This is a genomic window from Flavobacterium sp. NLM, from assembly GCF_002210235.1.
GTDB lineage: Bacteria > Bacteroidota > Bacteroidia > Flavobacteriales > Flavobacteriaceae > Flavobacterium > Flavobacterium panici.
This window is the reverse complement of the sequence record NZ_LIAC01000011.1, coordinates 93,584-106,332: the sequence shown is the minus strand read 5'-3', so window position 1 is coordinate 106,332 and position 12,749 is coordinate 93,584. Positions and strand designations below refer to the sequence as shown.

The 12,749-nt window shown below is 33.8% G+C and carries 10 protein-coding genes; 9 read left to right on the top strand and 1 reads right to left on the bottom strand.

Annotation, left to right across the window (positions count from 1 at the left end; all coding sequences use genetic code 11):
• Positions 1 to 76 precede the first annotated feature (76 nt).
• The 7 genes from APR43_RS15130 to APR43_RS15100 all read left to right on the top strand — a co-directional run bounded on the left by APR43_RS15130 (position 77) and on the right by APR43_RS15100 (position 6,314).
• Positions 77 to 1,576 carry an MFS transporter gene (locus APR43_RS15130; protein WP_053470264.1) on the top strand — a complete coding sequence of 500 codons (1,500 nt, stop codon included), beginning with the start codon at positions 77 to 79 and terminating at the stop codon, positions 1,574 to 1,576.
• A 79-nt stretch (positions 1,577 to 1,655) separates the two neighbouring features.
• Positions 1,656 to 2,921 (top strand): alginate export family protein, encoded by a 1,266-nt coding sequence (locus tag APR43_RS15125; RefSeq protein ID WP_053470265.1) that lies wholly within the window; start codon positions 1,656 to 1,658, stop codon positions 2,919 to 2,921.
• 141 nt (positions 2,922 to 3,062) lie between these two features.
• Complete coding sequence (locus APR43_RS15120; protein ID WP_053470266.1) at positions 3,063 to 3,428, top strand: hypothetical protein; 366 nt, start codon at positions 3,063 to 3,065, stop codon at positions 3,426 to 3,428.
• Between the two features lie 155 nt (positions 3,429 to 3,583).
• The gene (locus APR43_RS15115) at positions 3,584 to 4,363 is read left to right on the top strand and encodes a DUF6896 domain-containing protein (RefSeq protein WP_053470267.1); all 780 of its coding nucleotides are present in this window, start codon (positions 3,584 to 3,586) and stop codon (positions 4,361 to 4,363) included.
• A gap of 11 nt (positions 4,364 to 4,374) precedes the next feature.
• Positions 4,375 to 5,088, top strand: coding sequence for an endonuclease/exonuclease/phosphatase family protein (locus APR43_RS15110; RefSeq protein ID WP_053470268.1), 714 nt, complete (start codon positions 4,375 to 4,377; stop codon positions 5,086 to 5,088).
• 3 nt (positions 5,089 to 5,091) lie between these two features.
• Positions 5,092 to 5,712 carry a class I SAM-dependent methyltransferase gene (locus APR43_RS15105; protein WP_053470269.1) on the top strand — a complete coding sequence of 207 codons (621 nt, stop codon included), beginning with the start codon at positions 5,092 to 5,094 and terminating at the stop codon, positions 5,710 to 5,712.
• A gap of 221 nt (positions 5,713 to 5,933) precedes the next feature.
• Complete coding sequence (locus APR43_RS15100; RefSeq protein ID WP_082356350.1) at positions 5,934 to 6,314, top strand: transglycosylase domain-containing protein; 381 nt, start codon at positions 5,934 to 5,936, stop codon at positions 6,312 to 6,314.
• A gap of 19 nt (positions 6,315 to 6,333) precedes the next feature.
• On the opposite strand, the gene APR43_RS15095 is transcribed toward APR43_RS15100, so the two are convergent.
• Positions 6,334 to 7,038, bottom strand: coding sequence for a Crp/Fnr family transcriptional regulator (locus APR43_RS15095; RefSeq protein ID WP_053470271.1), 705 nt, complete (start codon positions 7,036 to 7,038; stop codon positions 6,334 to 6,336).
• 175 nt (positions 7,039 to 7,213) lie between these two features.
• Here APR43_RS15095 and APR43_RS15090 point away from each other — a divergent pair, with 175 nt between their 5' ends.
• Positions 7,214 to 10,732 (top strand): nitrate reductase, encoded by a 3,519-nt coding sequence (locus APR43_RS15090; RefSeq protein ID WP_053470272.1) that lies wholly within the window; start codon positions 7,214 to 7,216, stop codon positions 10,730 to 10,732.
• 291 nt (positions 10,733 to 11,023) lie between these two features.
• Positions 11,024 to 12,466 carry a rubredoxin gene (locus APR43_RS15085; protein ID WP_053470273.1) on the top strand — a complete coding sequence of 481 codons (1,443 nt, stop codon included), beginning with the start codon at positions 11,024 to 11,026 and terminating at the stop codon, positions 12,464 to 12,466.
• Positions 12,467 to 12,749: the final 283 nt, after the last annotated feature.

Genomic DNA, 12,749 nt, shown 5'->3' with positions numbered 1-12,749 from the left:
ATTATTTTTCAAAAACTGCGTTTTAGCATGTTTTAACTAAGTTATAGTACTTATTTTTACAAAAAATATAAGTGCTATGAAAACTACAAACTCATTATCTCAATCACACAAAATTTTATTTTTGAACACATTGGCTTTTACCGTGTGTTTTGCCTGCTGGACATTAAACGGGGTTTTAGTAACCTTTTTAGTCGATAACGGAATTTTCCACTGGAGCGTTGTTCAGGTGGGATGGCTTTTAGGTATTCCAATTCTAACAGGTTCCATTATGCGTCTGCCAATTGGAATCCTGACAGACAAATTTGGTGGAAAATATGTTTTTTCACTTTTACTGCTTCTCAGCTCGATTCCATTGTTTCTTCTTCCCTACGCCGATAGCTTTTTTATGTTTGCTTTACTTAGTTTCTTCTTCGGAATGGTTGGAACTAGTTTTGCCGTCGGAATTGGTTATACCTCTATTTGGTATCCAAAAGAATGGCAGGGACGCGCATTGGGAATTTTCGGAATGGGAAATGCCGGCGCAGCCATAACAACCTTTTTAGCTCCTTCCCTATTAAATCATTTTTCGATTGAAGATCCACAAAACGGCTGGAAAATACTTCCTGTCATTTATGCCATTTCTTTAGTAGTAATTGGGATTGCTTTTTTGATTTTCACTCAAAATAAAAAACCGGAAAACAATACTAAAACGGTTTCTCAAATGCTGGTTCCTTTAAAATCTGCCAGGGTTTGGCGTTTTGGAGCGTATTACTTTTTAGTTTTTGGTTGTTTTGTAGCTTATTCACAATGGCTTTTACCAAATTTCATGAACGTTTATCAAACCAGCTTAGTTATGGGCGGTTTATTTGCTACCATGTTCAGTCTTCCTTCTGGAGTAATCAGAGCATTTGGAGGTTACTTATCAGATAAATTTGGTGCCAGAAAAGTTATGTATTGGGTTTTAGGGTCTTCAGTAATTTTGAGTGCTTTATTAGCCATTCCAAAAATGAAAATTACAACTACTGGCCCAGGTGTTTTAGCAACCAAAAAAGGAACTATAACTGCTGTTACCAATGACAAAATTAAGATTGGTGAAACAGATTTCCCTGTCGCACAGAAAAAAGAAAACAATGCCGAAAATGCCATTTTTCCAACTTCAACTTCATGGCAGCAAGTTGTAGTTGCAGAAAACCAGGCTGTTAAGAAAAAAGAGCTTTTAGCAAAAGGAATCACAGTTATTAAGTTTGATGCCAATATGTGGGTTTTCTTAGTTTTAGTAATTCTAATTGGGATTTCATGGGGAATTGGAAAAGCAGCTGTTTACAAACATATTCCCGAATATTTCCCAAATGAAGTGGGTGTTGTGGGCGGAATGGTTGGAATGATTGGTGGTTTGGGAGGTTTCTTTGGCCCTATTATTTTTGGATATTTATTAACTGCAACCGGAATCTGGTCAAGTTCATGGATTTTTATTCTGCTTTTTTCAACCGGATGTTTAGTCTGGATGCATTATGCCATTACCAAAAGTGTGAGCAAAAAACAACATAAAACAGTAAAAACAATTGAAAAACAGCAACTTGTACCTGTAACCAATTAAATTTTAAAATAATGACTTTTATCATTAATAAGGGCTTATTTTTCTTATAAATTTACGCCATCAAAAAATTACAAGTTTTATGAAAAAAATAAAATTAATTGCTCTATTCCTTTTTGGTACTGGCGCAGCGATGCAAGCACAAGAATTAGATGTAAATTTACAAATAAGGCCTCGTTTTGAATACCGAAACGGATATAAACAACTTCTGCAAGAAGGTCAGGAAGGAACTTCACAAATTTCACAGCGTTCTCGTTTGAATTTCAATTATAAACAAGAAGATTTAATTGTAAAATTAACGCTGCAAAATACCAGAACCTGGGGTGACGTTGCACCAACAGCTCCAGCAGATAAAAACGGAGTTGCCGTTTTCGAAGCCTGGGCACAATATAATTTCACTGAAAAATGGAGTGCCAGAATGGGACGTCAAGTACTTTCATACGATAATCAGCGTATTTTAGGAGAACAAGACTGGGGACAGCAGGCACAAAGCCATGATGCACTTACAGTTTCATTTCATACTGAAAAACAAAAATTAGATTTCGGGGGAGCTTATAACTCTACTGCCGAAAATGTTCTTCAGACTCCTTATACTGTTGCCAGTTATAAAGCTTTGCAATATGCATGGTATCATAATCAATTTAATGAAGCTTTTGGTTTGAGTTTCTTATTATTGAATACAGGTTACGAGTATGCTCCTGAGCCTGCTCCTTCTACCAAACTATTAGTAGATTACAAACAGACTTTTGGACCTTATATAGCTTATAAAAAAGGTAAAATCGATACTAATTTTTGGGCATACGGTCAAACCGGAAAAAGCACAGACCAACAAGTAAGTGCCTGGAATGCTGCAGCAAATTTTAATTACAGCATAACAGATTCTTTTAAAGCTGGTTTAGGTTACGAATTTTTATCAGGAAAAGATACAAATGACGGAAGTACTGTTATTAAATCTTTCAATCCTATTTTTGGAACCAACCACGGTTTTAATGGTTATATGGATTATTTTTATGTTGGAAATCACTTAAATAATGTTGGTTTACAAGATGCATTTGTCAAATTGAATTACAATGTAAACAAATGGCAGTTTGCTTTGATTCCGCATGTATTTTTATCTGCTGCTGATGTAGTGACGCCAGTTGAAAAATTAGATTCTTATTTAGGAACTGAAATCGACGCAACTTTTGGCTATAACTTCAAAAAAGACATTACAGTTTCAGGAGGTTACTCTCAAATGTTTGGTTCTAAAACTTTAGAAATTATTAAAAATGGAGATGCCGGTCATACCAACAATTGGGCGTGGTTAATGATTTCTGTAAATCCAAGAATTTTTAGCTGGAAAAAATAATTTTTCTTCAAAATTCACTCAAATATTTTACCCTTTTCCTATTTCGGAAAAGGGTATTTTTTTTATTTACAAAAAAGTTACGATATCTCGCTTAATTAATTATATTTGAATCGATTACGAACCCCAAATTCTATCCCCCAAATGAAACAATTTTTAAAACTATCAATGTTAACCTTCATTGTTACGCAACCTGGTATTGGCCAAAAATACAATGATGCTTTAATTTCAAAAAACTCTGAAATTAATTTCGCAAAAACACAAAAAAGAGGCATTAAAAAAGACAACATTATTTATTATGTTGAAAATGATCTGCAAACCATATCAGCCTACAAAAGAAGCAAATTAAAATGGCAGACTAATGTAATTTCTGTTTGCGGAAAACCAAAAAAAGGAGAACCTGAAATTAGATATGTAGGATATAATTCAAATAAGCTGCTTATCGTTATCGGAAAACATAATTTTGCTGAAATTGACATTAATAGTGGTGAAACAAAATTTGTTGGTTAAGATTAAAAAACAAAGCGATCTTTAATAGAATTTTCTAAAATATACATTTTAAATTACCCTTTTTCAGTTTTGGAAAAGGGTATTTTATTTTGAATGTTTTGGAATATTCTTTAATATATTTGATTGAAATTATTTTCATCATTTAAACTGATATATTGAAAAGAACAACAAAAATAATAACAATAAACTCAATTAATCAAATTCCTTCATTAGAAGAAATTAGAAAAATACCCAGAACCAAAGCCCTAAAAATTATTTTTGAAAATTCAGTCCAAAATCAACGAGAATCTATTGGTCAAAATTTTAAAAAGCAATTACAAGGATTTCAGGTTGGAATTCATCTTTTAAATCCAGAAATTAATATTGCTAAACTAATTACAGATCAAGAAATTGAAGAACACCAACTCTTTTTTGAGAATTGTGCTAAGGATTATAGAGAATTAGGTGAAAAGTTAATCTTCAAACTTGCCGAACAGCTTAAAATTACAATCAATTTAGATTGTCCTTGGATAACATTTAATCAGTTTTTGAGAAACAACAAACAAGCTGGAAAATTTGAAGAATGGAGATACTTTTTTCATGGTTTTCATTGCGGTTTTGAAAACAAAAAAACGGGTCAAATGATTGAAGTTCCACTTGTTTTCGGTCTTGAATTTGGAGATTTAGATCCATACTTTTTTACTAATTTTATAAAATCAACACCTCATTATAAACCTTTGCCTGTGAAGATTTATGAGGATTATGCAGATGGAGTTAGAATAAATGAAAAGATGCTTTCTCTTGGTAAATTTGAACATATCAATTCAAATTTTAAAAATCACACAGGAATTGTAGTTACAGATCGAGAAAAAATAGAAATCAAAGAATATATCCCTGAAGAACAAACTACAAAAAGAAAATTTAGTTTTTGGAAGTTTATAGGACTCAAATTTTAAATTCTTTTCAAATGAAACTCATAGCCTGGAATTGCAACATGGCATTCAGAAAAAAAGCAGAATTCATTCTAGCCCACAATCCTGATATTGCTGTAATTTCTGAGTGTGAAAATCCTGAAAAATTAAAGTTTCCAAACGGAATACAAACACCAAACGATATTCTTTGGTACGGAACAAATCCGCATAAAGGACTTGGCGTTTTCTCTTATAGCGATTATCGATTTCAACTTTTGAATTGCCATAATCCAAACTTTAAAAATATTTTACCAATAGCCGTAACTGGCGGAAAATTAGATTTTATCTTATTTGCAATTTGGGCAAATAATCCTGAAGATAAAGACGGACAATATGTAACCCAGGTATGGAAAGCAATTAATTATTATGAAGATCTAATTAAAGAAACCAAAACTATTTTAATTGGAGATTTCAACAGTAATACGATTTGGGATAAACCGCGAAGAGAAGGAAATCATACAACGGTTGTAAATAAATTAAGCGACAAGAATATTTTTAGCACTTATCATAAATATTTTCATCAAATTCAGGGTAAAGAAGAACATCCAACTTTATATCTTTATAGACACCAAAACAAACCGTATCATCTGGATTATTGCTTTGCTTCAAATGATTTTATTGAAGCCCTGGAAAGTGTCGAAATAGGAACTTATCAAGATTGGACAGCGCTCAGCGACCACAAACCTTTAATAATTAAATTCAATATATAAACCATGAACAACTGGACTCAGCGATGGGACGACCGTTACAGCAGCGAAAAATTTGCGTACGGCGAAGACCCCAACAATTATTTAAAAGAACAATTAGAAAGACTAAATCCTGGCGATATTCTTTTTCCTGCTGAAGGCGAAGGACGAAATGCCATTTTTGCAGCAAAATTAGGCTGGAACGTTTCCGCTTTTGATATTAGTGAAGAAGGAAAAAACAAGGCTTTAAAACTTGCCGAAAACAACAATGTTTCAATTGATTATCAGGTTGGCGAATTAGAAACGTTGGATTTTCACGAAGATCAATTTGATGCGATTGCTTTAATTTACGCTCATTTTCCGGCAGAAATTAAATCCGCAATTCACAAACAGCTGGATAAACTATTACGCAAAAATGGGGTTATTATTTTTGAAGCTTTCAGCAAAAAGCATTTAGAATATCTAGCCGTAAACGAAAAAGTAGGCGGTCCAAAAGATATCGAATCTCTATTTTCTATCGAAGAAATCAAAAGTGATTTTCCGAATTATGAAATCATCGAATTAGAAGAAAAAGAAATTGAACTTAACGAAGGTTTATTCCATAACGGAAAAGGTTCTGTAATTCGTTTTATTGGCAGAAAAAAATAAATTATACTCGACGTGGAGACGCATTGCGGTGCGTCTCTACAAAAAAACCTCTCTTTTTTATGCTCAAAAAATCATTAAAAATACTTTTAGGATTTACAATCTTTTTAATGATCTCAATTATCTATTTACTGAGCGACTTCAATCCTATTTATAAAAATGAAGAGTTTTTATTTATAACCAAAGAATTAAAAAATGCTTAAAAAGAAGATTTCCAAGCTTTTATTTTTACATACAATAAAATTTATAAAAAAATAAAAGAACCAAGTTGTCCTTGTCAAAATGCTGCAAATAATATTCGAACTGATATTAGAAATACATCTTTATTAAAAAGAGCTCTTTATTTGCTAAAAATAAAAAAAGAATTTAGTCATGACGAATGTCTTAAATTCGTTTTAGTACACTACGATTTTGGATTTGATAACATTGGAATAAAAGATGCTTCAAAATTTTACTTCAAAAAAGATTTAGAAAAACTGAATGAAAAACAAATAATAACTTTAGTTGTAATATTTCGAAATTCAGGACTATATAATCCTATCCAAAACAAAAAGAAACTTGATGCTAAAGTTTTATTATTTGAAAAAATCCTGCATAACAAATAAGTACTAATACGTAAATAAATTAGAAATATTTATGCTCCATAATTTCAGATCTCAATTCTGAAACTTCCAAAATCCCAATTCGTTTTCCAACTGTTTTTATCAACTCTTCTTTTTTCAAACTCGAAATAACGCGTATCGCTTGTTCTTCTGTAGTTCCTGCAAAATCGGCAATTTCTTTTCGGGAAAGATCAATATCGATCAAACCATTGATTTGTCCAAACTTACGATGAATATAAAGCAATAAATCAATCACGCGTTCGCGAACATTCATGTGCGCAATTTTACGAATATTGTTCTCGCTTTTGTTTAATTCTTCCGCATAAAACAACATTAAAGCATATGTAAATTCAGGAACTTGTTTTAAAATATCAAGCATAGTTTCATTACTGAAATTACATAAAACGGTATCTTCCAGCGCATAAGCACCAATTAAGTATTTTTTACCCGTTCCAAATCCGCGAAAGCCTATTGTGTCTCCGTTTTTTGTGAGACGTACGATTTGTTCTCGTCCGTTTATTCCGGTTTTTACTGTTTTTGCTTTTCCCTTACAAATAAAGTAAAGTCCTTGCAACGGCGCGCCTTCGGTAATAAATTGATCCGATTTTTTGCAGACAATATTCTGCTTTTTAGAAACAAACTGGCTCATTTGCTCTAAATGCAGGTGTTTCTTGATAAAACAATTTTCATTGGTACAAGAATAACAAGCGGTTTGTTCTTCTTTCATGAGTCCAAATTTTTATCGGATTAAAAACTAATTTGTTGTTACTCATTTGATTTGATCAAAAATAGAAAAATAAATTTAAAAAATACGTATTTATACGTAAAAATACTTATTTTTGTGTAAGTGATTTATCTAAATCCCTGCAGATTCAAGAAATAGTATCTAAAAAAGAACTGTAATGCAAAATACCAAAATCAAAACTACCTGTTCGTATTGTGGCGTTGGCTGCGGCATAATCGTAACCAACGATGCCAAAAACGGCGTAATGGTAGAAGGCGACAAAGATCATCCGGTTAATAAAGGAATGTTATGTTCTAAAGGAATGAATCTGCATTACGTAGTCAACGATACTTCAGACAGAATTTTATATCCCGAAATGCGCGGCAGTAAATCCTACCCGCTGGAACGTGTAAGTTGGGATACGGCGCTTGATCGCGCTGCCGCTGTTTTTTCTTCTATCATAAAAAAACACGGACCAGACAGCGTTGGGTTTTATATTTCGGGACAATGTTTGACAGAAGAATATTATCTCGTAAACAAACTCGTGAAAGGTTTTTTGAAAACCAATAATATCGATACCAATTCCCGACTTTGCATGAGTTCTGCCGTTGTAGGTTATAAAAAGACTTTTGGAGAAGATTCTGTTCCAATTTCTTATGATGACATAGAACTCGCCGATACACTTTTAATTACCGGCGCAAATCCCGCTTGGTGTCATCCTATTTTATTCAGAAGAATTGAAAAACACAAAGAGAAAAATCCGAAAACAAAAATAATCGTGATCGATCCGAGGCGAACAGATACCGCCGCTTTTGCCGATATCCATTTACAGATTATTCCCGGTTCAGACATTATTTTATATCATGCTATTGCGAAACGCATTATCGAAAAAGGTTATGTAGATCATGATTTCGTTAAAAATCACGCAGAAAATTTCAAACAATATAAAGATTTAGTTTTAGGAACTTCTTTAGAAAAAGCTTCCAAACTTTGCGGAATTCCGGTAAACGACATTAAACTCGCCGCAGACACAATCGGAAAAGCAAAAGGTTTCCTTTCGTTTTGGGCAATGGGTTTAAACCAAAGTGCTGTTGGCGTTGACAAAAACACCGCTTTACTTAATTTATCTTTATTAACAGGACAAGTTGGAAAACCGGGTTCAGGACCTTTTTCTTTAACGGGGCAGCCTAATGCCATGGGCGGACGCGAAGTTGGAGGAATGGCAACACTTTTGGCCGCACATAAAGATATCGCAAATCCAGAACATCGGAAGGAAGTTGCAGATTTTTGGGGCGTTGACGAACTTTCAGATAAACCGGGATTGACAGCAACAGAAATGTTCGACGCTTTAGAATCTGGAAAAATGAAAGCCGTTTGGATTATTTGTACCAATCCGCTAGTGAGTTTACCAGATTCCAGAAGAATTGAAAAAGCGCTTCAAAATGCTAAATTCGTTGTCGTTCAGGATATTTCACATAATGCCGATACCGCAAAATTTGCCGATTTACTTCTACCTGCCGCCGGGTGGTTAGAAAAAGAAGGAACGATGACCAACTCAGAGCGTCGTATTTCTTATCTTTCAAAAGGAATAAATGCGCCCGGAGAAGCACTTCCGGATATTGAAATTCTAATTCGTTTTGCTAAAAAAATGAATTTTCACGGATTCAATTTTAATAGTGCCGAAGAAATCTACAAAGAACATTGTGCGCTTACCAAAGGCACAAACATCGATATTTCATTTTTAAATTATCATCGATTAAAAACCGAAGGCACTTTTCAATGGCCCGTTCCAGATTACGGACATCCGGGAACTCCCCGACTATTTACTGATAAAAAATTCTATACGCCGTCACAAAAAGCAATTTTCAACCTTCCGGTTTCAATAGAAAATACATCGGTACAGCCAAATGCAGAATTTCCGTTTATTTTAACAACAGGAAGAATTCGCGATCAATGGCATACCATGACAAAAACCGGAAAAGTATCAAGATTGTTGACTCATATTCCGAGTCCGGTTTTAGAAATAAACCCAATTGATGCTTTTAAAAATGAAATTAAAAATGGTGATATCGTTACCGTTACAAGTAAAAATGGCGAAGTTCGTGTAAAAGCAAAAGTAACCGATTCGATCAAAGAAAAAGTAGTTTTCCTGCCCATGCATTGGGGAAAACAACTCGAAAATGATTTAAACCGAACCAACAATTTAACCAATACCGTTGTCGATCCGGTTTCAAAAGAACCCGATTTTAAATTCACTACCGTTTCAATTACAAAATATGTAAAACCATTTCAAAAAATTGCAATTGTAGGCGCTGGAGCGGCTTCTTTCAGGTTTATTCAAAACTACCGTGAATTCAATACAACCGATGAAATTATTGTTTTTTCGAATGAAATAAATCCATTTTACAATCGTGTTTTACTTCCGGAATATATGACGGGAGAATTCACTTGGGAACAGCTTTTAAAAGTAAAAGACGGCGAAGCTTTAAACAAGCTCAACATTACCATGAAAGCCGGAGTTGCGATTGATAAAATAGACACAGCCAATAAAATTATAAAAGACAGTTTAGGCGAAACTCATACTTTCGATTCTTTAATTCTGGCAACGGGAAGCCGTCCGTTTATTCCGGAAAACGCACAGCTTCATCTTCCGGGTCGATTTACCGTAAGACGCAAAGAAGATGCAGATCGTTTAAAAAAACATCTTGACAGCACTAATCTTCCGCCCGAAGAACAGCATGTTGTGATTATTGGCGGTGGATTATTAGGATTAGAATTGGCCGCCGCTTTAAAACATAAAAAAGTAAAAACAACCATAATTCAAAGAGCTTCTCGTTTAATGGAACGTCAGCTCGATTTAATTTCTAGTAAATTATTGGCAGAAGAAGTTCAGCTTCGTGATATTCAGATTTATTTTGATAATGAAGTCAGCACCGTTTTTGAAACCGATAATCCAAACGAAATTGAAATCGCACTGAAAAGCGGCAGGATCATTACCGCAAATGCCATCGTTTATACCATCGGAACTATTCCAAATATAGAAATTGCAAGAGAGAGCGGTCTTTCCTGCGGACGCGGCGTGAAAGTAAATCAGTATTTACAAACTTCAAATCCTGATGTTTTTGCGATTGGAGAAATCGCCGAATTCAATAATAAATTATTTGGAATCACTTCTGCTGCCGAAGAACAGGCCGATATTCTGGCTAACTTTTTAGCCGGCGATATCAGCAGTTATTATAAAGGTTCGGTTTTAATGAATATTTTAAAACTCGAAGATTTAAATCTTTGCAGTATTGGTGATATTGAAATTCCGGAAAACGACGATTCATTCGAAGAAATTGTTTTTGCCGATTTAAAAAAACGTTATTATAAAAAATGTATCGTAAAAGACGATTTGCTTGTGGGCGCGATTTTAATGGGCGATAAAAACGAATTTGCCGAATTCAAAACGATGATCGAAAGCAAAATCGAATTATCAGACAAACGAAATTTATTATTAAGAGGAAGCTCAAGCGCAAAACCTGTTTTAGGAAAATTAGTTTGTTCCTGCAGTCAGGTTGGAGCCGGAAATATCGAAGAAACAATAAAAAGCGGTGTAAACAATTTCACCGATTTATGCAAAAACACAGGCGCCGGTTTAGGCTGCGGAAGTTGTAAAACAGAAGTAAAAGAGATATTGGCAAAGTGTAAAGTTTAGTTGATTTTGTTAGATTGTGCAGATCTAACCGCAAAGTTCGCAAAGGTTTTTTGTAAAGTTTCGCAAAGATTTATATTCTCTGCTTAAGATTATTTTCTAAAGAAAAAAGTTCACAAAGCTATGCGCTAAATCTTTACTTAATGCTTTGTGAACTTTGGCAACTTACTAAAGATAAAGTAAAAAAGCTTTGCGAAACTTTACAAAAAACCTTTGTGAACTTTGCGGTAAAATTTATCCCCAAAGTAAAGCAACCTGAAACCTGAAACAAAGAAAACCTGAAACAAAAAACAAATGGAGTTAACAAGATTAATAGTAAAAGGAGGCGTTATTTCGCCAGGAGAGTTGAGAGAAGTCGTTAATATGGCTGCAGATCAAGGACTCGATTCTATTTCATTTGGGTCGAGACAAGACATTATTTTTCCTAAAGGCTTTAAATCTTTGGACAAAACAGCTTTAGGAAAACATCATTTTGTTTATCCTGATCAAAAAAGCGGTAATAATATTGTTTCGTCTTATGTTTCGACAGATATTTTCAGAAATACAAATTGGCTTACCGGAAATAAATTCCTTTATATATTGGAACTTTTTAAAGAACAGCCCAAACTTAAAGTCAATATAAACGATCCAAAACAGCAATTGGTTCCGTTGTTTACCGGACATTTAAACTTCATTGCTTCAGAACACGAAGATTATTGGTACTTATATATTCGTTTACCAAAATGGGAACGCATGGAAGTTTATCCCGTTTTGATTTACAGCTGGGATATTGCCAAATTTTATTACGAAATCGAAAAAATTACTGCCGAAGAATCTATAGGAATCGATTTGATTTTTAATCTCGTAAGCGAAGCTTTAGATACAAATAACAGAACAATCGACAAACCTTTAAATATTCCGTTTTATCCGTTTCCTTATTACGAAGGAATGAACAGAATGGGAATCGATCAATATTGGCTAGGATTGTATTGGCGAAATAATTTATACGATCTCGATTTCCTAAAAGAAATGTGCGATTTGTGTTTCGACTGTAAAATTGGGAAAATCTGTATCACGCCCTGGAAATCTTTTATCATAAAAGGAATTCCAAAAGATCGAAAACTAGAATGGGAAAAATTCTTAGGCAAACGTGGAATCAACGTTCGCCATTCGCTGTTAGAACTCAACTGGCATTTACCCGTTGCAATGGAATGGGCATTGAACCTGAAAACATTTTTGGTTCGTACGCTCGATCAATTTGATATCAGTACTTACGGATTGAATTTCGGAATTTCCGAATACAATCGTGATGGTCATTATTTTACTTCTATCGTAATTGAAAAAAACGAACTTCCAGCTGCTTTAGAATCCATTAAAATTCGAGATACCTATAATGTATTGTTTGCCAAGAATTTCGATCCAAATACACGCGAATACATTGTACATTCGCAAGACATTGACAAACTCGAACTGCCAACGATTTTAATTGAATTAAGTCGGAAATATTTTAATGAACTCGGAAATGCAACAACAGAATCCACCGAAAAAACGCAGAAAAAAGAAAAACCACAGCAAGATATTTATCAATGTCAGGAATGCTTAACACTTTATAAACCTGAATACGGAGACGAAAGCCAAGGTATTCCAAAAGGTATTTTATTTACAGATTTAGGCGAAGATTATTGCTGTTCCTTATGCGAAGCTCCAAAAAACAATTTTAAAATTCTGGACACGAGCGATAGCGAACTGACGAAGTAAATTACCGAGAATTAATATTTATCAGAATAATTGGAGCTTATTCCTGCTTTCCGCTATATCTTTTATCTCGTAATGACGAGACCATAAAAGGATGCCGCTCCCATCAGGGCTAGGAAACTCGTTTTCAAAAGAAACAACAAGTAAATACATTTTACATCTTACATTCACAATTCAATTTTACCTCTATCTTTTTAACAATATCAACATTTATACAGCAATTTCCTCTATTTTTTCATGTAGAATTGTTAAGAAATTTTAGTTTTTAATTTTTCTAAAAAAGTCA

Bases quoted from the DNA above. Each gene is read 5' to 3' on its own strand.
- APR43_RS15085 (WP_053470273.1), top strand. From the start codon at position 11,024: ATGGAGTTAACAAGATTAATAGTAAAAGGAGGCGTTATTTCGCCAGGA.
- APR43_RS15120 (WP_053470266.1), top strand. From the start codon at position 3,063: ATGAAACAATTTTTAAAACTATCAATGTTAACCTTCATTGTTACGCAA.
- APR43_RS15095 (WP_053470271.1), bottom strand. From the start codon at position 7,038: ATGAAAGAAGAACAAACCGCTTGTTATTCTTGTACCAATGAAAATTGT.
- APR43_RS15110 (WP_053470268.1), top strand. From the start codon at position 4,375: ATGAAACTCATAGCCTGGAATTGCAACATGGCATTCAGAAAAAAAGCA.
- APR43_RS15125 (WP_053470265.1), top strand. From the start codon at position 1,656: ATGAAAAAAATAAAATTAATTGCTCTATTCCTTTTTGGTACTGGCGCA.
- APR43_RS15130 (WP_053470264.1), top strand. From the start codon at position 77: ATGAAAACTACAAACTCATTATCTCAATCACACAAAATTTTATTTTTG.
- APR43_RS15105 (WP_053470269.1), top strand. From the start codon at position 5,092: ATGAACAACTGGACTCAGCGATGGGACGACCGTTACAGCAGCGAAAAA.
- APR43_RS15090 (WP_053470272.1), top strand. From the start codon at position 7,214: ATGCAAAATACCAAAATCAAAACTACCTGTTCGTATTGTGGCGTTGGC.